The organism is Pseudomonas helleri (assembly GCF_045830615.1).
GTDB classification, from domain to species: Bacteria; Pseudomonadota; Gammaproteobacteria; order Pseudomonadales; family Pseudomonadaceae; genus Aquipseudomonas; species Aquipseudomonas helleri.
In genome coordinates, this window is sequence record NZ_CP174501.1 from 4,093,133 (window position 1) to 4,116,757 (window position 23,625).

General features: G+C 60.0%; 23 protein-coding genes. 20 read left to right on the top strand and 3 right to left on the bottom strand.

What is annotated here, in order from left to right:
- The first annotated feature begins 148 nt into the window (after positions 1-148).
- From thiM to ACJJU9_RS18465, 4 genes are all read left to right on the top strand, one after another.
- Positions 149-1,006 carry a hydroxyethylthiazole kinase gene (thiM, locus tag ACJJU9_RS18450; protein WP_407729222.1) on the top strand — a complete coding sequence of 286 codons (858 nt, stop codon included), beginning with the start codon at positions 149-151 and terminating at the stop codon, positions 1,004-1,006.
- 102 nt (positions 1,007-1,108) lie between these two features.
- Positions 1,109-1,939 carry a sulfurtransferase gene (locus tag ACJJU9_RS18455; RefSeq protein WP_407729223.1) on the top strand — a complete coding sequence of 277 codons (831 nt, stop codon included), beginning with the start codon at positions 1,109-1,111 and terminating at the stop codon, positions 1,937-1,939.
- A 16-nt stretch (positions 1,940-1,955) separates the two neighbouring features.
- Positions 1,956-3,065: an LLM class flavin-dependent oxidoreductase gene (locus ACJJU9_RS18460; protein ID WP_407729225.1), complete on the top strand. Its 1,110-nt coding sequence runs from the start codon at positions 1,956-1,958 to the stop codon at positions 3,063-3,065.
- Positions 3,066-3,220: 155 nt separating this feature from the next.
- Complete coding sequence (locus ACJJU9_RS18465) at positions 3,221-3,934, top strand: hypothetical protein (protein WP_407729226.1); 714 nt, start codon at positions 3,221-3,223, stop codon at positions 3,932-3,934.
- A gap of 43 nt (positions 3,935-3,977) precedes the next feature.
- Here the strand turns inward: ACJJU9_RS18465 and ACJJU9_RS18470 are convergent, their stop codons facing one another.
- Positions 3,978-5,012 carry an alginate lyase family protein gene (locus ACJJU9_RS18470; protein ID WP_407729228.1) on the bottom strand — a complete coding sequence of 345 codons (1,035 nt, stop codon included), beginning with the start codon at positions 5,010-5,012 and terminating at the stop codon, positions 3,978-3,980.
- 528 nt (positions 5,013-5,540) lie between these two features.
- Here ACJJU9_RS18470 and ACJJU9_RS18475 point away from each other — a divergent pair.
- Positions 5,541-6,059: a cysteine hydrolase family protein gene (locus tag ACJJU9_RS18475; protein WP_407729230.1), complete on the top strand. Its 519-nt coding sequence runs from the start codon at positions 5,541-5,543 to the stop codon at positions 6,057-6,059.
- Between the two features lie 465 nt (positions 6,060-6,524).
- Positions 6,525-7,958, top strand: coding sequence for an aldehyde dehydrogenase family protein (locus ACJJU9_RS18480; protein WP_407729231.1), 1,434 nt, complete (start codon positions 6,525-6,527; stop codon positions 7,956-7,958).
- On the opposite strand, the gene ACJJU9_RS18485 is transcribed toward ACJJU9_RS18480, so the two are convergent.
- Positions 7,955-8,851, bottom strand: a complete 897-nt coding sequence (locus tag ACJJU9_RS18485) for a LysR family transcriptional regulator (RefSeq protein ID WP_273218149.1) — start codon at positions 8,849-8,851, stop codon at positions 7,955-7,957. The two genes, ACJJU9_RS18480 and ACJJU9_RS18485, sit on opposite strands and share 4 nt — an antisense overlap.
- Positions 8,852-9,051: 200 nt before the next feature.
- Here ACJJU9_RS18485 and ACJJU9_RS18490 point away from each other — a divergent pair, with 200 nt between their 5' ends.
- The 5 genes from ACJJU9_RS18490 (at position 9,052) to ACJJU9_RS18510 (ending at position 15,015) form a co-directional block, all read left to right on the top strand.
- A complete protein-coding gene (locus tag ACJJU9_RS18490; RefSeq protein ID WP_153375336.1) occupies positions 9,052-9,840 on the top strand; it encodes an SDR family oxidoreductase in 789 nt (262 codons plus the stop codon).
- 240 nt (positions 9,841-10,080) lie between these two features.
- Positions 10,081-11,037, top strand: a complete 957-nt coding sequence (locus tag ACJJU9_RS18495) for a 3-hydroxyacyl-CoA dehydrogenase (RefSeq protein WP_407729232.1) — start codon at positions 10,081-10,083, stop codon at positions 11,035-11,037.
- Between the two features lie 48 nt (positions 11,038-11,085).
- Entirely contained in the window at positions 11,086-12,012 is a 927-nt protein-coding gene (locus ACJJU9_RS18500) for a 3-keto-5-aminohexanoate cleavage protein (protein WP_048370765.1), read from the top strand.
- A 109-nt stretch (positions 12,013-12,121) separates the two neighbouring features.
- The gene (locus tag ACJJU9_RS18505) at positions 12,122-13,492 is read left to right on the top strand and encodes an MFS transporter (RefSeq protein ID WP_153375340.1); all 1,371 of its coding nucleotides are present in this window, start codon (positions 12,122-12,124) and stop codon (positions 13,490-13,492) included.
- Positions 13,489-15,015 carry a UxaA family hydrolase gene (locus ACJJU9_RS18510; protein ID WP_407729234.1) on the top strand — a complete coding sequence of 509 codons (1,527 nt, stop codon included), beginning with the start codon at positions 13,489-13,491 and terminating at the stop codon, positions 15,013-15,015. The genes ACJJU9_RS18505 and ACJJU9_RS18510 overlap by 4 nt, the downstream gene beginning before the upstream one ends.
- A gap of 77 nt (positions 15,016-15,092) precedes the next feature.
- Here ACJJU9_RS18510 and ACJJU9_RS18515 read toward each other — a convergent pair whose 3' ends face one another.
- Positions 15,093-15,785, bottom strand: a complete 693-nt coding sequence (locus ACJJU9_RS18515; protein WP_407729236.1) for a GntR family transcriptional regulator — start codon at positions 15,783-15,785, stop codon at positions 15,093-15,095.
- 218 nt (positions 15,786-16,003) lie between these two features.
- Between ACJJU9_RS18515 and ACJJU9_RS18520 the strand changes: the two genes are divergently transcribed.
- The 9 genes from ACJJU9_RS18520 (at position 16,004) to ACJJU9_RS18560 (ending at position 23,625) form a co-directional block, all read left to right on the top strand.
- Positions 16,004-16,606 (top strand): hypothetical protein, encoded by a 603-nt coding sequence (locus tag ACJJU9_RS18520; protein ID WP_048391174.1) that lies wholly within the window; start codon positions 16,004-16,006, stop codon positions 16,604-16,606.
- Between the two features lie 208 nt (positions 16,607-16,814).
- Positions 16,815-17,693, top strand: coding sequence for an alpha/beta fold hydrolase (locus tag ACJJU9_RS18525; protein WP_407729237.1), 879 nt, complete (start codon positions 16,815-16,817; stop codon positions 17,691-17,693).
- The gene (locus ACJJU9_RS18530; protein WP_407729238.1) at positions 17,683-18,105 is read left to right on the top strand and encodes a MarR family winged helix-turn-helix transcriptional regulator; all 423 of its coding nucleotides are present in this window, start codon (positions 17,683-17,685) and stop codon (positions 18,103-18,105) included. Before ACJJU9_RS18525 ends, ACJJU9_RS18530 begins: the two co-directional genes overlap by 11 nt.
- 330 nt (positions 18,106-18,435) lie before the next feature.
- Positions 18,436-19,425, top strand: coding sequence for an aldo/keto reductase (locus ACJJU9_RS18535; protein WP_407729239.1), 990 nt, complete (start codon positions 18,436-18,438; stop codon positions 19,423-19,425).
- Positions 19,422-20,012, top strand: coding sequence for a flavodoxin (locus ACJJU9_RS18540; RefSeq protein WP_407729240.1), 591 nt, complete (start codon positions 19,422-19,424; stop codon positions 20,010-20,012). The genes ACJJU9_RS18535 and ACJJU9_RS18540 overlap by 4 nt, the downstream gene beginning before the upstream one ends.
- 24 nt (positions 20,013-20,036) lie before the next feature.
- Complete coding sequence (locus ACJJU9_RS18545) at positions 20,037-21,029, top strand: aldo/keto reductase (protein WP_407729241.1); 993 nt, start codon at positions 20,037-20,039, stop codon at positions 21,027-21,029.
- Between the two features lie 60 nt (positions 21,030-21,089).
- Complete coding sequence (locus ACJJU9_RS18550) at positions 21,090-21,557, top strand: cupin domain-containing protein (protein WP_407729242.1); 468 nt, start codon at positions 21,090-21,092, stop codon at positions 21,555-21,557.
- 228 nt (positions 21,558-21,785) lie between these two features.
- Positions 21,786-22,559, top strand: a complete 774-nt coding sequence (locus tag ACJJU9_RS18555; protein WP_407729243.1) for a carboxymuconolactone decarboxylase family protein — start codon at positions 21,786-21,788, stop codon at positions 22,557-22,559.
- A gap of 121 nt (positions 22,560-22,680) precedes the next feature.
- Positions 22,681-23,625 carry an alpha/beta hydrolase gene (locus tag ACJJU9_RS18560; RefSeq protein WP_407731015.1) on the top strand — a complete coding sequence of 315 codons (945 nt, stop codon included), beginning with the start codon at positions 22,681-22,683 and terminating at the stop codon, positions 23,623-23,625.

Here is a 23,625-nt window from a genome sequence, read left to right on the forward strand (position 1 = left end):
AGAAAACCTGTAGTCGCTGCCAAGCATTTGGCTGCGATGGGTTGCGCAGCGACCCCAAACGGCGGCCCTGCGGCCCGCATCGCAGCCTTCGTACCTCGTCAGCGACTACAAAAAAATTGCGCTCAACTGTTTATCAACGAAGGTGTTTATGAGCTATCACTCCCCTGCCCTTGCTGCCCCGACTATTGAGTCTGTGATTGCCGCGCACGCGGCGCTGCGGGCCAATACGCCGCTGGTGCAGTGCCTGACCAATGTGGTGTCGGCCAACTTTATGGCCAATGTGCTGCTCAGCGCCGGTGCCGCGCCAGCGATGGTCGACAACCCGGAAGAAGCCGCCGATTTTGCGCGCATCGCCGGGGCGGTGCTGATCAATCTCGGCACGCCGAACACGGCGCAGGTCAAAGGCATGCGCCTGGCCGTGGCCGCCGCCCATGACGCCGGGCGCCCCTGGGTGCTGGACCCGATTGGCGCAGGCGGGCTGGCCTGGCGTGGTTCGGTAGCCGCGCAGTTGCTGGCGTTCAAGCCTGCGGTGATTCGCGGCAATGCCTCGGAGATCATCGGGCTGGCCGGGCTGGGCAGCCATGCCCGTGGTTTTGATACCTCCAACGACCCGGCACAGGCAGTGCCCGCCGCCGTGCAGTTGCTGGAGCACACCGCCGCCGTGTCCGCCTCGGGCGCCATTGACCATGTGGTGGGCTGGGTCGCTGATGCACAAAACCCGCCGCGCCCGTGGCTCATCAAGATTGCCGGTGGCAGCGCCTGGTTGCCCAAAGTGACCGCATCGGGTTGCTCGCTGGGTGCGCTGGTGGCGGCGTACACCGCCGTGGCCAGCGATTACCTGACCGCGCTGGTGAGCGCCCATGTGCACTTTGCCCTGGCCGCCGAACTGGCTGAAGCCACCGCCAAAGGGCCCGGCTCGTTTGCCACGGCCTTTATCGACGGGCTGGATGCGGTGGATGCCGAGCTGATCCGCGCCAAGGCCCGGTTTGAGGCCTCGCCGCTGTAAACACGAGCTGTAGGAGCGAGCTTGTCTCGCGATCTTTTAACGATCAAAAGATCGCGAGGCAAGCTCGCTCCTACAGGGTTTTTGGCTTTTCAGGACAGGTATATGACCCGCCCGTTACTCAGCCTTGATGAGCTGTTGGCCCAACCCGACCACTGGACCGTGCTGGAAGCCAGTGCCACAGGGTTGCGCGAGCCTTTTGCCGCTGGCCACTTGCCGGGGGCGCGCTTGGCCGATCTGGCCAATCAGTTGTCGGATCCGTCGGCGCCGTTTCCGTATACACGGCCCGATGCCCAGGCCTTCACCACGGCGATGCGTGCGCTGGGGGTGAGCAACCAGCGCAAGGTGGTGATCTACGACCGCGAAAACGGGATCTGGGCCGCGCGGGTCTGGTGGCTGCTGAAAAGCTTCGGCCACAGCCAGGTGTTTGTGCTGGAGGGCGGCTTGCGCGCCTGGCTCGCTCGCGGGCTGGCGCTGGACACCACGCCCGAAGCCAACCGCCCCGGCGACTTCACGGCGGTGGATACACCGGAGTATTTCGTCGATCGCGCGTATGTGCAGCAGGTACTGGCCGGGCAACACAACGCCCGTTTGCTCAACGTGCTGCGCCGCCCGGTGTTTCGCGGCGAAGAAAGCAAATACGCACGCCCCGGCCATATCCCGACCAGCCTCAACCTGCCGTATATCGAGCTGATCGACTCGCACACCCACACCTTTATCCCGCGCCCCGCCCTGCTGGCAACGTTGCAGCCGTTTATCGAACGCCCGCAGGTTGAGTGGGTGCTGTATTGCGGCAGCGGCATCACGGCGGCGGGGTTTGCCCTGGCCCTGGCGCTGGTGGGCGTTGAACACGTGAGCGTTTACGACGGCTCGCTGTGCGAGTGGTCGGCTGACCCGGCATTGGCGATGGACCTCGAACCGATTTCGAACCCTTGAATCAGGAACACGACTGATGGCAATTAAAGCACTGTGGTACCTCAGCATGGCCGACGGTCATTACCCCTGGATGGAAGACGGCATCTACCCGGTGGATTTCGACCGCTACCGCCGACTGGCCGAGACCATCGACCAAGGCGGTTTTTATGGCGCGCTGGTGGCCACATGGCCCAACGACCCGCTGGTGTCTGCCACTTCGGTGGTGGGCTTTACCCAGAAAATGCGTTTTCTGGTGGCCGCCTACGCGGGCATGACCGCACCCAAGTTGCTGGCCGAACAAGCCCTGACCTTTGAAAAACTCAGCGGCGGGCGTTTGCTGTTCAACCACATCAATGGCCGCGAAGAACGGGCCAAAACCTACAACCTCACCGCCGGTCACGACGACCGCTATAAAAGCGCCGAACATTACTGGAAGGCATTTCAGGAGCATTATCTGGCGGGTAATCCGTCGCTGTTCCCCAATACCCGTTTCAGCCTCGAACCTGTGCAAGCGGGCGGTGTGCCGCTGTGGGGCACGGGTGAGTCCCAGGCCGGTGTTGAACACGCGGGCAAAGTGGTCGATGTGTACCTGCTGATGCTGCGTGAAATCTCAATCATCAAGGACCGCTTCGACGCCGCCCGCGCTTCGGCCCATAGCCAGGGCCGCGAGTTTGCCGACATGGGCGCGCTGGCCAGCGTGACCGTGCGCAAGACCCGCTCCGAGGCCGAAAAAGCCTTTTATGCCCTGTTTGAAACCACCGGCGTCGACCTGCTGCGCAGCAAACTCGAAGAAGTGGTGGCCCGGCGCAGCAAGGGCGAACAGACCCTGGCCAGCTACCGCGCCCCGGATGCGCAGCGCCAGGAGTGGGTGGATTACATCCTCAAGAGGCAACTGCCGCCGCTGGAGTCTCTACGCCTGGAAAACAGCCTGTTTGCCGGGATGAGCGCCTGGTCGTCGCTGGACATCTTCGGCACCGGCTCATCGGCGGCGTACCTGGTGGGCGACGCAGACGCCATTGCACAGAACGTCGAGGCGTATCACCAACAGGCCGGGCTGAGCGCGCTGATCCTGTCGGGCTGGCCGCTGATTGACGAAGCAAAACACGTGGCCGAGTTGCTGATACCCAAGCTGAACGAGATCGGCTGAATCACTCGTCTTGCCTCGCGTTTTTTTGAACGATCAAAAGATCGCGAGGCAAGCTCGCTCCTACAGGGCGGGGTTCGCAAAGCGTGACCCATTTTCGTTCGCAGTTGTCAGAATCGTTACTCGAGTGTTCTTGGACAACCAACGAAAGGCCAGCCATGCCATTTGAAAAAAGCCTGAAAGCCACCTTGCTCGTGCTCCTTGCCGCCTCGCTGGGGGCTTGCCTGCCTTGGCCGCGTGAGCGCTCTGCTTACGCCGACCTGTGCCAGTCCGAGTATCAATTCAAAGTGCCTGGAGCGGATGGCAAGAAAACCATCATCCTCGAAACCTACTTATACGATCACGCGGCGCAGTATTCAGATCGCCCGTTTGAGCAAGGTGTGTCCAAGACCTTCCCCGGTGAAACCTGGTCACGCAGGCACTTTTACATCCAACTGATCGCCTACAACAAAGGCCGCATACGCCCGACGCGTTCAAGCAGTGGCGAGGCGCCCATCCCGATTCTCTACGACAGCCGCCAGGCCTACATCACCTTTGAAGACGGCTCGCAGTTAAAAGCCCTGCCCGACGTGTACCTGGGTGACAACGAGACCTACGACTACCCGATGTATTACGAGAAATATGCGCGAACTTCGCCGTATGACATCAACAGCGATGAAGTGCACAGCCGTGTTCCGCGAATCACCAACAACAGCAGCTACGGCTCGGTCTATCTGATTTTCCCTACCGAAAAATTTAATGCTGATTCGAAATGGACGATCAACCTCGGCTCGATGGATGTCGGGGGGCAAAAAGTCGATCTGCCGCCGATGAAAACCTGCTATCAGCCGGTGAAAAAATGGATCGGCATTGAACCGCTGATGCGGCCGTAAACGCCCCCTCTGTAAAGAAAAAGCCCCGCCGGGGCTTTTTAACTTACCGCCCCCAGCACGCGGCCATCCAGCCGCCCATGGGGTGCAACCGCTCAGACACGGCGGCGTATTTGGGGTTGAGCAACGTCGCCATGGCATACAGGCCGGTCGCCGACTGCGGGTTCCACAGGCCGGAGAACCCGCTCTCCCCCGCCTCGCGACGCTGGTCATCAAATTTGACGTGGGAGTGCACGAATTCTTCGTGGGTCTTGTCACCTTTTGCGTAAGGCGCGAGCCAGTCCAGCGCGTTCTCCAGGCTGGCGTCTGAAGCGCCCTTGAACACCAGCCAGTTTTGCCCACGCAGACGCGCTGCCACGGCGGCCCGGGTCAGTGGCTCCAGGTCGTAGACCACATAGTGCAGGGCATCACGCTGCTCGACATCCACCGTTGAACCGCCCGGCCGCAGATTGCGCCTCAGTTGCTCAATAAACTGCGCCCGCGCCCGGGCAAACATGGCTGGATCCTCCAGCGCCACCGCTGACAGCGTCGCCAGCTTCACGCGGTGCGAGTTCCAGTTATTGATCCAGCGGCCATCACCCGGCTTGAAATTGTGCTCCATCTGATTGAGATACCCCTCACCCAACTCGCGGATAAAGCGCTGTGCCACTGCGCGCACCGGCGGCGCCAAATCGTTGCGGGTCATGGCATAGGCATCGATGTAAGCATCCAGCCCGGTTTCATCCACCGGATTAAAACTGGGCTTGTAACGCGTGCCCCAATCGTTGAGCAACCGCGACAGCGCTTCCAGATCACCGGGTTGATGCTGTTTTTGCCACAGCAGCGCCAAGTCGCGCATCAGCGGCCAGTCTTTCTTGGCCTCCAGGCTTTGATCACGAATGCCCTGATGCGGCAGCGTCCCTTCGGTGTGCACCCGCTCAATGGCTCGCGATTGCGGCAATAGCTGTTTATTGACCTCATTGCGTAACTGCCCCAGCGGCCCCGGGCCGGTGTTCGTGCACCACGACGCCGCCAGGGTCGGGGCGCTCACCACGATGCTGAGCGCTAAAAAAAGCGGGTTGAGAATCGGCCGTTTGGTCATCGAAGGTCCTGGAAAAAGGCGTCTGGTCAGTCGGGAAATTAGCCGTCTGTGGCGGGTTGGGACTCCTTGTTGAGAACTGTAGGTGACGGAAATTGAACGGCGGCTTACTGGGAACGGGATTTCATGCGGGAGCGCGGTTGGGGGTCGCTGCGCAACCCATCGCAGCCTCGCAAAGCTCGTCAGCTCCTACAAGTTTTTTGGCGTACACGCGCCCCCGTAGCAGTTGCCGAGTTTGACGAGGCTACGTCTCCCGCAAACAACACAATCCCTGCAGTCGCTGACGAGGTACGAAGGCTGCGATGGCTTTAATCAGTCCACATCCCGCCTTGCCAGTCTGTGGCGATATTGCTAGTGTCGATTTATGACCAAATATTGCCTCACCTCGACTACCACCACCACGACCGCTGAAAGCGGAGCGTGCGAAGTGTCGTGAGCCAATAACAGACGAACTTCAAAGGCCCGCCAGCAATGGACAGGGCCTTTTTTATGCCCTTGTGTTGCTGGCTCATACGCAAGGAGATTCACCTCATGCACGCTCTATTGATACTCGATATGCAAGTGGGTCTGGTTCATGGCCCGGAAAAACCCTGCCGTGGCGAGGCGTTGCTGCAAACCTTGAACAGTCTGATGGATAAGGCCCGCAGCGCAGGAGCGCCGATTTTTCTGGCGCGTCATATCGGGCCGGTGGGTTCGCCCATCGAACCCGGTAGCCCGCTGACGATGATCGTGCAAGAACTGAAGCTTCAGGGTGGCGAGGTGGTTTTCGAAAAACGCCGCCCTAATGCCTTCGCGATGACCGATCTGGCAGACAACTTACGGGCCCACGGGTCGACGGGTGTGGTGATCACCGGCATGAAAACTCAATACTGCGTCGACAGCACGTGCCGCGCGGCGCGTGACCTTGGCTTTGATGCGGTGCTTATTGCCGATGGCCATAGCTGTTCTGATACGCCGGTGATGAAGGCGCAAGACATTGTGGCGCATCACAATGCAACGCTTGACGGGCCGTTCTGCCGGTTGGTTCGGGCTGAGGAATGGCGTTTTTAGGTGACAGCCACGCAAAATTTGTAGTCGCTGACGAGGTACGAAGGCTGCGATGCGGGTCGCAGGACCGCCGTTTGGGGTCGCTGCGCAACCCATCGCAGCCTCGCAAAGCTCGTCAGCGATTACAAGTTTTTGGCGTACACGCGCCCCTGTAGCAGTTGCCGAGTTTGACGAGGCTACGTCTCCCGCAAACAACGCAATCCCGATGCGGGCCGCAGGACCGCTGTTGAGGGATCGCTCACGCCCTCTCAAACATATAAAAACCCAGAAGCCAGCTTACAAACATATGAATTTTTACAAATGTTTGACTGCTTTATGCTGCGCCCGCTTCTCGTAGGGGGAGGCGGTTCGTCGGGATGTCTGGGCAAGCAGGCCCTCGTCGGACACCAGCGCCTGCGCCCTCAGCGCAGCCGACTACAGCCAGATTTTTGTGAATGCCGTGCACGGCATTCTGCCGGGAGCCAAACGATGAAAGCAGCACAGTACATCAACGCACAGTGGCTAGCAGGCGAAGGCGCGGAGTTAATCCGCGTGTTCGATCCATCCCTGGACCAGTCGTTCGCGGAGCTGACGAGCGCCAGCACAGCCCAAGTGGATCAGGCCGTTGCGGCGGCGCGTGAGGCCCTGCCCGCCTGGCGCAAAGTCGATGCATCGGTGCGCGCCGGTTACTTGAGGGGCTTTGCTGAGCAGCTCGAACAACGCCGTGAAGCCTTGATCGCCCTGCAAATGCAGAACAACGGCAAGCCCCGGCACGAGGCGGTGGTTGATGTGGACGATGCCATCGCTACGTTCAGCTACTACGCGACCCTGGCCGACGCCCTGGCAAGCAACCCGAGCCCTGAAGTGCCGCTGTCGGTGCCCGGCTTTACCTCGCACACACGGCTGGAGCCGGTGGGCGTTGTCGGTTTGATCGTGCCGTGGAATTTCCCGCTGGTGACCAGCGCCTGGAAGCTCGCCCCGGCCCTCGCGGCGGGTTGCACGGTGGTGCTCAAGCCGTCGGAGATCACCCCGCTGATCGAGCAAACCTACGGCGAAATTGCCGATGCCCTGGGCTTGCCGCCCGGCGTGTTGAACATCGTTTGCGGCAAGGCCGAGACCGGCATTGCGCTGAGCAATCACGCGGGGCTGGACAAGTTGTCGTTCACCGGCAGCAACGCGGTGGGCACGCAGGTGATGCACAGCGCCGCCGCCCATTGCCGCCCGATCACCCTGGAGCTGGGCGGCAAGTCGGCGATTGTGGTGTTTGAAGATTGCGACCTTGATCAGGCCGTGGAATGGATCGTGGCCGGGATCGCCTGGAACAGCGGGCAAATGTGCTCGGCCACCTCGCGCCTGCTGGTGCACGAGCGCATTGCCGATGCGCTGACGCAACGTTTGCAGAGCGCTTTCGAGGCCCTGCGCGTGGGCAACCCGCTGACCGGCGAAGTCGATATGGGGCCGCTGACCAGTCAGGTGCAATGGGCCAAGGTGAGCGAGTACTTTGCCATCGCCCGCGCCGAAGGGTTGCACTGCGTGGCCGGTGGCAAAGCCTGGTGCGACCCCGGCTGGTTCGTCAGCCCGACCCTGTACACCGACGTGCCGTTGAACAGCCGCCTGTGGACCGAAGAAATTTTTGGCCCGGTGCTGTGCAGCCATCGCTTCAGTTCAGAAGACCAAGCCGTGGCGCTGGCCAACGACAGCCGCTTCGGCCTGGTGGCCACGGTGATCAGCGCGGATCTTGAGCGCGCCGAGCGGGTGGCGCAGGCACTGGAGGTGGGCCACGTATGGATCAACTCGATCCAGGCAGTGTTCGTCGAAACCTCTTGGGGCGGCACCAAGGGCAGCGGCATCGGCCGCGAACTGGGGCCGTGGGGGTTGTCAGCCTATCAATCTGTCAAGCACGTGACCCGTTGCCTGGGCTAAAGCCCGTGTTCAAGCAACAGATCGGCGATAAAGGCACGCACCGCTTCGCTTTGCGGGTGCCCGGCATGGGTGATCATGCTGTGCTGCACGTCGTAGCGTAACGTCGCTGGCTGAAGGGCACGCATTTGCCCGCTCTGCAGCCAGACCTGGGCGTAGTGAGTGGGCAGATACCCCAGATGGGTGCCGGCCAGCACGCCATGGACCACCGCCTCCATGTGATGCGCCGTGGCCGAGGCGCGATCGGGGATGATGGGCAGCACCTGATCGACAGGCAGGAAACCATGGCGAATCCAGTCACAGGCCTGAAGCTGCGCATGGCTGGGCGAGCGGATCGTGAACAGCGGGTGCGCCTGACCGCAGAAAATCCCGATCTCTTCCGAGTACAGCGGCTGATACGTCAAGGTCGGCAGCGGGCGGCTGAAATACGAAATGGCGATGTCCAGTTGGCCGTCAATTACCGCTCGCTCAAGCTCGGTGGGCGAGTTCACAAAAATGTGCAAATGCATGTCGTGTTCACGCTGATAAAAGCGCGCAATGGCGGCATCGACCCGAGCTGTCGGCAACGTCGCGATATTGTCCGCCAGCCCCAGATACAGATCCCCCACCAGCCGCCCGGCAAGGTCTTGGGCCTCATTGCGAAACGCATCTACCGCCCCGAACAGCACCGACGACGCCTTGAGAATGCGCTGGCCTTTTTCGGTCACGCGAAAGCCGCCTTTGCCGCGCTCACAAATGCGGTAGCCCAGACGTTTTTCCAGCCCGGAAATGTGCGTGCTGATGTTCGACTGGCTCATGTTCAACTCAGCCTGAGCCGCCGTAAACCCACCGCACTTGACCACCGTGGCGAAGATACGCAGCAGGCGCAAATCCATGTCCGTAACGTTTCTGAGCACAGGGGTTCTCGATGGGAGTGGGCGCAAGATTGACGGGCAGTAGTATCGGGGACTGACCAAGGCCGGGGCAATGGTCGGGGTGGAGGGCAGATTCTGGATTGACAAATAAACTGTGATCACATATCACTGTATTCGCATTTCTCAGCAGGCGTTCGCCGCTCAGCAGAACGCCCACACAACAATAAGACAGGTAAAACGCTATGAGCATTGTGAAACGACTCACGCCTTATTCCGGGTTGAAAGTGCTGATTTCCGGGGGCGCGGCCGGTATTGGTGAGGTGATTGCTGCGGCCTATCTTGAGACCGGGGCCAAGGTGCATGTGTGTGATGTCAGCGAGCAGGCGGTGCTGGCCTTCCGCGAGCGCTACCCGCAAGCGCTCGCCACCCAAGCCGACGTGTCAAACCCGGCCGAGGTCAAGCGAGTGTTTGAACTTCAGCGCGAGTGGGTCAATGGCCTCGATGTGCTGATCAACAACGCCGGCATCGCCGGGCCCACCACCGGCATTGAAAAAATCACCGAGGACGAGTGGGAGCAGTCGATCAATATCAACCTCAATGCCCAGTACCGCTTCGCGCATCATGCGGTGCCGCTGCTGGCTGAATCCGATCATGCACACATCATTCATATTTCGTCGGTGGCCGGGCGCCTGGGGTATGCCTGGCGCACACCGTATGCGGCGACCAAGTGGGCCATTATCGGGTTGATGAAATCGTTGGCGGCGGAGTTGGGCGACCGGGATATCCGGGTCAATGCGCTGCTGCCCGGCATCATTGAAGGCCCGCGCCAGGATCGGGTGATCCGCGACCGCGCCAAGCAATTGGGTATCTCCGAACCCGAGATGTTGCAAAAGACGTTAAACAAAATCTCGCTAGGGCGCATGACGCCCCCGGACGATGTGGCCGCCATGGCGCTGTTCCTCTGCTCGCCCGCCGCGCAGAACATCACCGGGCAAGCCATCAGCATCGACGGCAACGTCGAGTACCTCTGAGCACCCTTTGCAGCAACGGCTTGCCAGCAGCCCGCTGGTGAGCCGTGTTTAAGGGTCTTTGAAACCTGTTTTATGCCCCTGCGGCCAATTGTCTGACAATCGCTAAAATAGTCTTGTGATCTGTGATCACAGCGAATACCATCCGTTTCAAACCACACCGGTATCGACTCGCTACACGGTGTGGATGCGCCAGCTAAAAGCGCAACTCCTGACCATAAATACAAAAATGTGGAGAACAGCATGCAACGACCATCCTCCCCTGAGCGTGGCCCCGTCGCCATTGTCGGCGCCGGATTGATTGGCAGAGCCTGGGCCATCGTGTTTGCGCGTGCGGGCCACCCCGTGCGCCTGCACGATATGGACCTGCACACCCTGCAAAGCAGCCATGCGTACATCGAAGCGCGGCTCGGTGAACTCGCAGAATTTGACCTGATTGATGAAGCCCCCGGCACCGTGCTGGCGCGCATTACCTGCGTTGCGGACTTGGCAGAAGCACTGCGTGACGTGGTGCTCGTGCAGGAAAACGTGCGGGAAACCGTCGAGGCCAAAATCGAGATGTTCAGCCAACTGGACGCGCTGGCCCCCAAAGATGCGCTTCTGGCCAGTTCGACCTCATGGCTACCGGCGTCGGAGTTCACTAAAGACCTGCCGGGGCGGGCCCGCTGCCTAGTGGCGCACCCGACCAACCCGCCCTACCTCATCCCGCTGGTTGAACTGTGCCCGGCGCCATGGACTTCGGCGGATGTGATGCTCCGCGCCCACGCGCTGTACAGCGCAGCCGGGCAAAGCCCCGTGACGTTGTCCCGTGAGATCTACGGCTTTTTGCTCAACCGGGTTCAGGCCGCAGTGCTCAACGAGTGCTTCAACTTGCATGAAGACGGCCTGGCCAGCGCGGCAGACATTGACCGCGTGCTTAAAGAAGGACTGGCCCTGCGCTGGTCGTTTATGGGCCCCTTCGAAACCATCGACCTCAACGCCCCGGCGGGCGTGCAGGATTACGCCCGGCGCTACGGCCAGCAGTACCGGCACACCGCTGCGTCGCAACAGACGTTCAACTGGTCGGACGAAGCGGTTGCCCGCGTGGACGAAGAGCGCCGCCGCACCCTTGAGCGTGAAGACATCAACCAACGCTCAGCCTGGCGCGACAGACGCCTGATGGCCCTGGCCGCGCACAAGCGTCACGCCCCGGACGCTTGATTGCGGCTTGATCCTGAACAACAAAACCAATACACCCAGGAGATCACCATGGCTCGTAAAGTCATCATTACCTGCGCTGTGACCGGCGCCATCCACACCCCGTCCATGTCCCCTTACCTGCCGGTGACACCGGGGCAGATTGCCGAAGCCGCCATTGGTGCGGCCGAGGCTGGCGCGGCAATTGTCCACCTGCACGCCCGCAACCCGGTAGACGGCAGCCCTTCGCAAGACCCGGAACTGTTCAAACAATTTTTGCCGGCCATTAAAGAAGCCAGCGATGTGGTGATCAACCTCACCACCGGCGGCGCGCCGACCATGTCGCTTGAGGACCGGTTGCGCCCGGCGCATCAGTTCAAGCCCGAAGTGGCGTCGCTGAACATGGGCACGATGAACATGGGTCTGTACCCCATGCTCAATCGCTTCAAGGAATTCAAACACGCCTGGGAGGAACCCTACCTGGCGGGCAGTCATGACCGTATTTTCAAAAACACCTTCACCGACATTGCCCACATCCTGGAGTCGTGCAGCGAAAACGGCACGCGTTTTGAGATCGAGTGCTATGACATCGGGCATCTGTACACGGCAGCGCACTTCATTGATCGCGGGCTGATCAAGCCACCGTTTTTGATCCAGTCAGTGTTCGGCATTCTGGGTGGCATTGGTGCTCACCCCGAAGACGTGCTGCACATGCGCCGCACCGCCGACCGGCTGTTTGGCGACGACTACCAATGGTCGGTGCTGCCGGCCGGCAAGCAGCAAATGAGCATTGGCGCGCAGTCGGCCACCCTGGGCGGGCACGTGCGCGTGGGCCTGGAAGATTCGCTGTGGGACGGGCCAGGCCAGTTGGCCAAAAGCAACGCGGAGCAAGTGTCGCGCATGCGCACCATTCTGGAAGGTCTCTCACTGGAAGTGGCGACCCCTGACGACGCGAGAGAAATCCTCAAGCTCAAAGGTGGCGACAACGTCAACTTCTAAGCACCGGCACTCACCTGACTAAAAACAATAGAGAGGATATTGCTGGCACTGACGGGCGCTGAACACCCACAGCGCCCTGGAACCCTATCCTCATGAGGAGACCTGAGCCATGTTCGCAACGACCCATACAAAAACAGAAAAGGGACAGTCGCTGAACGCTTTAATGTTTCGCAAGTTAATGCCGATGTTGATTTTTGCTTACGTCATCAGCTTTTTGGACAGGACCAATATTTCGCTGGCCAAAACCCACATGGCCGTCGATTTGGGGATCTCCGCGGCGGCCTATGGTTTTGGCGCCGGGCTGTTCTTCCTCACCTATGCCCTGATGGAAGTGCCCAGCAACTTGATCATGCACCGCGTGGGCGCGCGGCTGTGGATCACCCGGATCATGATCACTTGGGGCATTTTGTCAGCGGGCATGGCTTTTATCACCGACGAGACGACTTTTTACATCGCCCGCGCCCTGTTGGGCGCTGCGGAAGCGGGGCTGTTTCCGGGGGTGATGCTGTACCTCACCTATTGGTTCGGCAAGGAACAAAGAGCGCGGGCCAGCGGTTACTTTTTGATCGGCGTGTGCCTGGCCAACATCATCAGCGGCCCTATTGGCGGGCTCTTGCTGGAAATGGACGGCATCATGGGCTGGCATGGCTGGCAGTGGCTGTTCTTTCTGGAAGGCATCCCGGCGGTGCTGTTCTCGGTGGTGATCTGGAAAAAACTCCCGGACAAACCCTCCAAGGCCAGTTGGCTGACCAAGGAGCAAGCCGATGAAGTTGAGCAGGCCCTCAAAAAAGAAAACGATGAAGAGATCGCCTCGGGCAATGTGGGCCATTCCTTTAAGGGCGTGTTCAAAATCCCCCAGTTGTGGCTGGCCATTGCCGTGTACTTTCTGCACCAGATCAGTGTGTATTCGGTCATCTTCTTTTTGCCGGGCATCATCGGCACTTACGGCGGGCTGACGTCGGTTGAGATCGGCCTGCTCAACTCAATCCCCTGGATAGCGGCCGCGCTGGGCGCCGCCTTTTTGCCTAAATACGCCACCACGCCCAAGCTGTCGCGCAAGATCATGTTTGGTGGTTTGATCCTGATGTCAGCTGGCCTGACCCTGGCCGCCTATACCCCGCCGATGATTGCTCTAATCGGCTTTACCCTCACCGCCTCGATGTTCTTTGTCGTGCAGCCGGTGGTGTTCCTCTTCGCCAGTTCGAGGCTCGCCGGAGCCGGCATGGCGGCCGGGCTGGCGCTGGTCAATACCTGCGGCATTACCGGCGGCTTCTTTGGGCCCTCTTTGCTGGGGTTTGTCGAGCAAACCACCGGGAGCACCAAAAACGGGCTGATCATTGTGGCCGCGCTGTTAACCCTCGCCGCCTTTCTGAGCACCCGCCTGCGCCAAGCCCAGGAATCTGCCTCTACAAAATCACGGGACAACATCGTATTGCCCCACGTCGCACCGTGCCTGACTGAAAACTCGAGGATCAAATGAACACTCTGTCCCTGGCCCTTCAACTCCACCCCAGCGATAACGTAGCCATCGCCCGTGCGCCGCTGGCGCAAGGCACGGTGGTCACTGAGTTCAACGATATTGTGGTGCGCACCGAGGTGCCCGCCGCGCACAAAGTCGCGCTGGCGCACATCAACACCGGTGAACCGGTGCTGCGCTACGGCCAGATCATTGGCTTTGCCACGCAACCTGTTGCGCCGGGTGATTACGTGCACACTCACAACCTGGAAATGGCCACGTTCGAGCGCGACTATGCGTTTGGCGAGGACGCCAGAGTGGCCACGCCCCCTGCTGAGCCGGTCATGTTCCAAGGCTTTGTGCGGGCCGATGGCCGAGTCGCCACGCGCAACTACATTGGCGTGGTGAGCACGGTGAACTGCTCTGCCACGGTGAGCAAAATGGTGGTGGAGCACTTCTCGAAAAACGGTGCGCTGGATGCCTACCCGAACGTGGATGGCGTGGTGCCGATCACCCACAGTTTTGGTTGCTGCATCGAGCACAACGGCGAAGGCGTGAACCAACTGCGGCGAACCTTGGGCGGGTTTATCAAGCACGCCAACTTCGCAGGCGTGGTGGTCATCGGCCTGGGCTGTGAGGCCAACCAGATGGGTGCGCTGTTTATGGCGCAAGGCATCGAGACCGGTAAGCTGATCGCCCCGGTGGTCATTCAGGACGTGGGCGGCACCCGCAAGGCAGCGGATGCGGCCATTGCTGCCGTAGACGCCATGCTGCCGATTGCCAACGCGTGCCAGCGTGAGCCGGTGTCGGCCAAACACCTCACGGTCGCGCTGCAATGTGGCGGCTCGGACGGTTACTCCGGCATCACCGCCAACCCCGCACTCGGGGTAGCCGTCGACCTGCTGGTGGCCCAAGGCGGCACCGCCATCTTGAGTGAAACCCCTGAAATTTACGGCGCCGAACACCTGCTGACACGCCGTGCGGCCACCCGCGAAGTGGGCCAGGGCATCGTCGACCTGATCAAGTGGTGGGAGAACTACGCCGACCGCGAAAAAGGCAGCATCGACAACAACCCGACTCCGGGCAACAAAGCCGGTGGCCTGACGACCATTCTTGAGAAGTCGTTGGGCGCGGTCGCCAAAAGCGGCTCTTCGGCGTTGATGGGCGTGTACCGCTACGCCGAGCCGATTACCGCGCGCGGCCTGGTGTTTATGGATGCGCCGGGGTACGACCCCATGGGCGCCACCGGGCAAATCGCCAGCGGCGCCAACCTGGTGGCCTTCACCACCGGCCGTGGTTCGTGCTTTGGCGCCAAACCCGCGCCCTCCATCAAACTGGCGACCAACACCAAAATGTACACGCGCATGCAGGACGACATGGACATCAACTGCGGGGACGTCATGGACGGCGACGCCACCCTGGAGTCCAAGGGCCGGGAAATCTTCGACATGCTTATTCGCGTTGCGTCGGGGGAAAAATCGAAAAGCGAAGCGCTGGGCGTCGGCAACGAAGAAACCGTGCCCTGGATGATCGGCGCGCAGATGTAAGCAGCCAGAGGTAAACGCCCATAAAAAAACGAGGCGGACTGTTCAGTCCGCCTCGTTTTTTTGCATCTGCCGCCGGGTTACTCCGCGTCGACAGGCTTGATCGCATCCGCCACCACCAGCGCACCGGTGTTCACAATAAATTCGGCGGCACTCTTGATGTCGCCTTGCAACGCCTCACACGCCGCCACCGGATCGCGCGCCTTCAGGGCCTGCACCAACGCCGCATGGTGACTGGCCTGCACCCGCTGAATCACCCGCTCGGTGCCGGAGCGCAAATCGTAATTGAGGATAGGCCCGATCCGGAGCCACAGCGACTCAACAATCTGCAGCAAAATCGGCATGTCCGCCTGACGATAAATGGCAAAGTGCAGCGCCTTGTTCAGGGCAATAAGCCGCGACTCATCGGGCGGGTTCTGCGCAAACTCTTGGCAAAACGCATCGTGAATCCCTTGAATCTCCTGCAATGCCTCAGCACTCACCAACTGCGCCGCACGAGCCGCCGCCTGCCCTTCCAGATTCAGCCGAATACTGGTGATCTCGCGAAACTGGCTGACCGTCAGCACCGGCACCCGGATATACCGATTGGCCGCCATCTCCAGCGCCTGCTCAGCGACCAGCCGATGCACCGCCTCACGCACCGGCATCACACTCACGCCCAGCGCATCGGCAATGGACCTGAGCGACAGCTTCTCCCCGGGCATGACACGGCCACTGATCAGCAGATCACGAAGCTGGGAATAAACGTCCGCACTGAGAGTCTGGCGGATCATGGGCGACACGAGTTTGGATAGATTCATGGGCGAGGATTATAGGCGGATTGGGGCGTCGGGTGTAGGTGGTTGGAGGGGGTGTGATCACAGTTTTTTTGGGGGATGGCTGAGCGCGCTGAACAGGCCGTCGGAGGGTATCTGGGTACGAAAACAGGCCTGATGCCGAATAAACCCCTGTAGACGCGGTCACAGCAACACTTATGGAGAGGAAGGGACCTATGTCGACACGCTCAACACTCTGCTTACTGCTGTTGCCGATGTTCGCAGGTTGCCAGTATCTACCCCACACGGATTACTTCGTCGCTCCGGCCAATGAGCCGAATCCGGCATGGATCCGGGTCGTCAACTTCACCCAGCATGCGGCCATTTATCAATCGGCAAACGGTGTGAAGACGGGGGGCGTGGTCCGTACCGGGCCTCTGCCATTTATCCATACCCAGGACATCGGCATGCCCAAAGCGGGGCAAAATCTGACCTGGGACTACTATGAGTCAACGCTTCGGCCGGGCCTCGAAACGAGTGTCTACATGTCGTGGGAGGGTACGCGCACCAGGACTTGTTTTGTCACAACGACCTTCACTCCAGAAGCCGGGCGCTACTATCAGTTCCTCCTCACGTCAGGCGACGGTGGGACCTGCACGCTTTACCCCACCCTGATCGAGCGAGATAAAGACAGCACAGGCTGGCATTTAGTCCCCAACAAGGACGTGACCTACAAGTACGACGGCCCCACAGCCAAGAGCTTCTATACCAACAGCCAGTTCGAAGATCCCAACTACCAGCCACCGCCCGAGCGCTATCCCGGTATAGATGTCAGGTAGGCAACTATCGCCCAGGCGTAGCGATGAGTGTGCCTACACCCACCCTGCGCCTCTTACGAAAGCTGGCTATCGGCCAAGCAACCCTATCGAGAAATACTAGCCAGATCCGACTTGCCACACGCCCTAAGGCAAGCGCGACATAAAGCAAAAGCTTGATACTCATATATTTCGTATGTTAACTATATTGCTTTGCATGCGAAGTAATTCTATGAGCCCCGTACAACACACAGCTATTTGCCCTGACGGTAGCCCGGTAAAACTCACAGTTCACGGGGCGATTGGTGCTGCTAAAGCCGTCGTGCAGATCAATCCTGCAACAGCTGTCACCGAACGAATGTATTTCCCTTTTGCACAATTTTTGGCAGAGAACGGCTTCACTGTCATCACTTACAACTATCGTGGCGTCGGTAGAGATGGGCTACATCCAAAGGATGTTGAAGCCGGATTTATGTCTTGGGCTGACAACGATGTCGAGGCCGTAACCCAGTGGGTGTCTGAGCATTACCCAGGCTTTGCCCATTTGGGTGTAGGCCACAGCTTTGGTGGTCATGCTATCGGGTTGAGTGCGAGCAGCCGCAAGCTGAGTGCAGCGGTGACTGTATGCTCACATGCGGGCTGCCTCAGATTTATAAAGCCCGGCATGGAGCGCTTGAAAGTATCGGTTCTGCTGAAGATCATAGGACCTCTGACCGCCAAGCTCTTGGGTTACGTTCCGGGGCGCAGACTGGGCCTCGGCGAGGATATCCCTGCGAATGTCATGCTCGAATGGTCACGCTGGACAAGCCTTCGCAATTATTTTTTTGATGACCCATCAATTAACGCAGCCGCCAGGTTTTCTCGCCCCTCGATACCTGTTCTGGCGTTAGGTTTCAATGATGATCCTTGGGCACCGGCGCAAGCTATCGACCTAATGATGGGGCATCTGACGGGGTGCACTGTTGAACGCCGCCAATTAGGCCCCGAAGACAGTGACGGGTCTTCCATAGGTCATTTGGGGTTCTTCCGTAATCGACATGCGGACACACTGTGGCCGATAGTGGTCGCTTGGCTTAAGACCCACTTGCCGGACACTCCATATGAAACATGACCGTCGCTACATTTATCTACTGAACTCAGCACAAAAGAGCTTAGCCAGGCATATTGAGCGGCACGTATCCAATACCGCGGGCATCAGTGCAACTCAAGCCGGAGCCCTGTTTGTGATCCGCGCCCAAGATGGGGCACTTAGCGGAGAAGTGGCATCTGCCTTGGATATCGCGCCATCGGCCATGACGGGGCTGGCGGATCGAATGGTGAAATCGGGGTTGATCGATCGTCGGATAGATGGCCAAGACAAGCGCAGCTATCGGCTCTGGCTAACAGAGACCGGGCGAGAGGCAGCACTGCTGGCGACGACCGAACTGGCCCCATTGAACGCGACACTGACGCAGGACTTTACCGACAAAGAGTTGGAGGTTGTTTCCCGCTGGCTAACCGCTGTGCGTCAACGTTGCCAATGACTCTGGGTCGATAGCTTACCTAGTAGAAATACCGTAAGCCGCGCCAACAGTGAGCACGGCTTGCATTTACCCAAGATCCCGTATTCGTAAAGCAGAGCCAAGGGAGCTGCGATTGGCCGATAGCTGGCGATCAATCATTGACCATCGAACACGACCTTTAGCCTGTTTCTAAGCCTATGTTCAGAGCGCACAAGCGTCCATGAAGACACAGTCTTGATCTCCCCTCTCAGCGATTAATGAGCAAATCTCATAAACCCTTGCCGATTTAACCGTCTAGTCCCCACTCGTTAGCTCACCTATTGTTCTCCCAACGCCAAATGGGAGATCCACATGCACAAGCGCTCACTCGGAACAAGTTCACTCGAAGTGTCAGCCCTGGGCTTGGGTTGTATGGGCTTGAGCCATGGCTACGGCCCGGCGACTGACACACAACAAGCCGTTGCGCTGATTCGTTCGGCGGTTGAGCGAGGCGTCACGTTCTTCGATACCGCCGAGGTTTACGGCCCTTACCTGAACGAGCAAGTGGTAGGCGAAGCCTTGGCACCGGTGCGCGATCAAGTGGTCATCGCCACCAAGTTCGGCTTCACCTTCGGCGACGACAATAAACAGCAGATTCTCAACAGCCGCCCCGAGCACATTCGGGTCGCGGTTGAGGGGTCGCTGCGTCGACTGAAGACCGATTACATCGATCTGCTTTACCAGCACCGCGTCGACCCGGACGTGCCGATCGAGGACGTCGCCGGGGCGGTGAAGGACTTGATTGCTGAAGGCAAGGTCAAGCACTTCGGCCTGTCGGAAGCCGGGGCACAGACCATTCGCCGGGCGCACGCGGTGCAGCCGGTCACCGCACTGCAAAGCGAATACTCGTTGTGGTGGCGCGAGCCTGAAAAGGAGATTCTGCCGACGCTGTGGGAGTTGGGCATCGGCTTCGTACCGTTCAGCCCATTGGGCAAAGGTTTTTTGACCGGCACGGTGTCGGCGCAGACCACGTACGGCAGCGACGATTTTCGCAGTATCGTCCCGCGTTTCAGCCCGTCGGCGCTGCAAGCCAATCAGGGCCTGGTGGTGCTGATCCGTCAGATTGCTGCGCAAAAACAAGCGACCCCGGCACAAATCGCGCTGGCCTGGCTGCTTGCGCAGGCGCCGTGGATTGTGCCGATTCCGGGGACAACCAAACTGTCACGCCTGGAAGAAAACCTCGGCGGCGCGGACATCACGCTTGATGCCAGCGAACTGAACGCCATTGATAGCGCATTGGCGCAGATCCGCATTGAAGGCGAGCGTTATCCAGAGGCCCTTAAGGCGCGTGTCGGTCGATGAGCACCGATCACGATCCGCTGCGGCGTACGGTAATCGCCGCACTGGCCAGCGCCCCGCTGCTGTCGCTTGCCGATACGCAAGATGCCAGTGCAACGCCGCGTTCAGGCTCACGGATTCTGGTCGCGTATTTCTCGCGCTCGGGTAATACCCGCGTGGTCGCCGGGCTAATCCAGCGTGGACTGGGTGCCGATCTCTTCGAGATTCGCCCGGCCCACGCCTACCCCGAAGATTATCTGCAAACCGTGGAACAGGCACGTCAGGAGCGTGACAGCGGCTTCGAACCCGAGCTGCAAAACAAGGTTCACGCCCTCAGCGACTACGACACGGTCTATCTGGGCTTTCCGATTTGGGGTGAAACCGCCCCGCCGGTCGTGCGTGCCTTCCTCAGCGCCCACGACCTGAGCGGCAAGACCCTCATCCCCTTCAACACCCATGGCGGGTATGGCTTGGGCAACAGCCGCAGCGTGCTCGTAAAACACGCCCTGAAGGCTAAGGTAGTGGAAGGTTTTGTGATGGAGGGCGAGCAGGAACGCAAGACCATGGAGCGCGTGAACGGCTGGCTGAACGATCATCCTCTCACTCGTTAACCGAATTTTTTACGGAGTGACACCATGAAAATCCGCACGTTGGGCAATGGCCTGGAAGTGTCCGCACTGGGCCTGGGTTGCATGAGCATGACCTCGGCCTATGGCCCGGCTGCCGACAAAGCCAGCATGATCAAGTTGATTCGTTCGGCCCACGAACAAGGCATCACTTTGTTCGACACTGCTGAAGCGTATGGCCCGTTCGCCAATGAAGAACTGCTGGGTGAGGCCTTGCAGCCGATCCGCGAGCAGGTGGTCATCGCCACCAAGTTCGGTTTCGATATCGACCTGACCACTGGCGTGCGTGGCAGCGGTACCAACAGCCGCCCGGAACATATCCGCGCCGTGGCCGAGGCGTCATTGAAGCGTTTACGCACCGATCGCATCGACCTGTTCTATCAGCATCGCGTTGATCCGCAGGTGCCCATCGAGGACGTCGCCGGCACCATCAAAGATCTGATCAGCGAGGGCAAGGTCAAGCATTTCGGCCTGTCTGAAGCGGGCGTGCAGACCATTCGCCGGGCGCACGCTGTGCAACCGGTTACGGCTGTGCAGAGCGAATATTCACTGTTCTGGCGCGGCCCGGAAGTGGAACTGCTGGCAGTGCTCGAAGAGCTGGGTATCGGATTCGTGCCGTTCAGCCCGCTGGGCGCGGGTTTTCTCACCGGTCAGATCGATGAGCACACGCAGTTCGACGCCAGCGATTTCCGCAATGTCGTGCCGCGCTTTTCACCGCAAGCGCGCAAGGCCAACCTGGCTTTGGTCGATGTGGTGAAAGCCGTCGCGCAGCGCAAACACGCCACACCGGCGCAAGTGGCGCTGGCCTGGTTGCTCGCTCAAAAACCATGGATTGTGCCGATCCCGGGCACGACCAAACCCCATCGGCTGGAAGAGAACCTGGGCGCAGTCGACCTGCAATTGACCGGTGACGATTTGCGCGAGATCAACGAGCAAATGGCGCAAATTCACGTGCACGGTGATCGCCTGCCGGAATCGGCACTGAAGATGACCGGACTCTGAGCCTGCTCGACGCGGCGCTGCATTGGGCGCCGCTTTCACTGTGTGACCGGAGTTGACCCGATGAATCGATTGATCGCACCCCTCGTTGCGTTGTCACTGATGACAGCTGAAACCCAAGCCGCCAGCGAAATCCGCATTACGCCGAACGGCTCGCAGCCCTCGGTCAAGGGCGCGGCGCAAAACTTTACGGGCACCGTACGCGTTGATGGCCTGTTCAAAGGCGATGCGCCAGCGCGCATCGGCGGCGCCACGGTGACCTTCGAGCCCGGCGCACGCACGGCGTGGCACACCCATCCGCTGGGGCAAACGCTGATCGTCATCGCAGGCGTCGGCTACGTGCAGCAAGAGGGTGGCCCGCGACAGGAAATCCGACCGGGCGACACTGTCTGGATTCCACCGCACACCCGCCACTGGCATGGCGCCACACCCAGCAACGGCATGACCCACATCGCCATTGCAGAAGCCGAGGACGGCAAGAGCGTCACTTGGGCAGAGCAGGTCTCGGAGGCGCAATACGCCGGCCATTGAAGTTACGAAATGTGTCGAAGCGGCTAGTCGGCACCTTCTGCGCAAACTGTCACCCGGCCTCCATCCCCAACACCCGCGGTAGCGCGCCGTGATTGCAGCGGCCATGGCACTGGCGACTCATGAGTTCTGCTCAGGAGTCCTTGCGCAATTTCGGGGTTAATCACCCCTTTCATACTCCGTACGATCCAGTGACACCGCAGTGACCCGTAATGGACGGAGCCTTTCACGATGACCACTGATGCACGCATCTGCCCAGCCCTCCCCGCATTCATAGCGCTTTGTCTCGGCATCGGGGCGATGTTCAGCATGACCACTCAAGCAGCCGAGGCATCACAGAACATGACCAGCTCACCAACCAGCGCAACGACCCTGTCGCCCCCACAACAAACGATTCCACTGATCGCCGCATTCATGGCGACCAGCGACATACCGAGCCTCAACACGGCACTCAACCAGGGACTCGATGCCGGTTTGAGCATCAGCGAAATCCGCGAAGTTCTCGTGCAGCTCTACGCCTACGTCGGCTTCCCGCGCAGCCTCAACGCCTTGAATGAATTGATGACAGTGGTGCAGGAGCGCAAACAACGCGGCCTTGACGATGCGCCGGGGCGTGAGCCGAGTCGGGCGATTCCGGTCGGGGATGAGCTATTGGCAGCGGGTACGGCGAATCAAACGAAAATCTCCGGCGCCCCGGTCATAGGCCCGGTGTTCGAGTTCGCCCCAGTGATCAACCAGTTCCTGCAAACGCACCTGTTCGGCGACATCTTCGAGCGCGACAACCTCGACTGGCAAAGTCGCGAACTGGCGACTGTCGGTGCGCTGGCAGCGACGCCGGGGGTCGAGCCTCAGTTGCGCTCGCACATGGCGGCGAGCCTGCGCGTCGGTCTCAGCGCGGCGCAGTTGCACCAAGTCACCGAGCTGCTGAAAAAGCATGGCGATGCACAGACTGCCGAGCGGGCCAACGCAGCGCTGGCCCAAGCCCTCACGGCGTCGAGGATATGACATGAGAACTGCAAAACATTTGCTGAGCGTCACGCTGTTGAGCCTGTTGGCGGCCTGCGCGAACCACTCCGAAGGCCCGCTGCTGATCCAGAAACAAGGCAGCTTCGCCGCCGGCGGAACGATGACTACGGCACCGGGCACCTTCAACCCGCGCCAACCGATGACGCCCAACGGCCAGACCTACCACGGTGACCACGCCTACGCCTTCTATCAAATCCCGGTGGACGCGCGAAAACTGCCCATCGTCATGTGGCACGGTGCGGGTCAGTTTTCCAAGACCTGGGAAACCACCGCCGATGGTCGCGAGGGTTTTCAGAACATCTTTCTGCGCCGCCACTACGGCGTCTATCTGATCGATCAGCCCCGGCGTGGTGATGCCGGGCGCAGCATGGTCGAGACCACCATCAAGCCTGAGCCGGACGAACAACTGTGGTTCAACCAGTTCCGCATCGGCCTCTGGCCCCGCTATTTCAACGGCGTGCAAGTGGCGCAGGACGCCCAGACCCGCGAGCAGTTTTTCAGGGCAATGACGCCGAACACCGGGCCGTTTGACATGGGCGTGGTCTCCGATGGTGTGTCGGCGCTGTTCGACAAAATCGGCCCCGGCATCCTGTTTACGCATTCTCAGGGTGGCGGGCCGGGCTGGTTGACGGCGATCAAGAACGACAAGGTCAAAGCCATCGTGGCGTTCGAACCGGGCAGCAGTTTCGTGTTTGCTAACGGTGAAGTGCCGGCGCCGATCCCCAGCGCGTTCGACACTGTGCAAGGCGCAGCGGTGCCGATGGAACAATTTATGGCACTGACGCGCATTCCGATTCTTATCCTGTACGGCGACAACATCCCGGAACACGCAGTCGATCTGCCCGCTCAGGACAGTTGGCGCGCACGCCTGAAAATGGCCCGGCTCTGGCGTGACGCGGTCAATCGCCATGGCGGTGATGTGCGACTGATACACCTGCCGGAGATTGGCATTCACGGTAATACCCATTTCCCTATGTCGGATCTAAACAACGTGCAGATCGCTGACCTGGTCGCGCAGTTCCTCAAAGAGGAACAGCTGGACTGA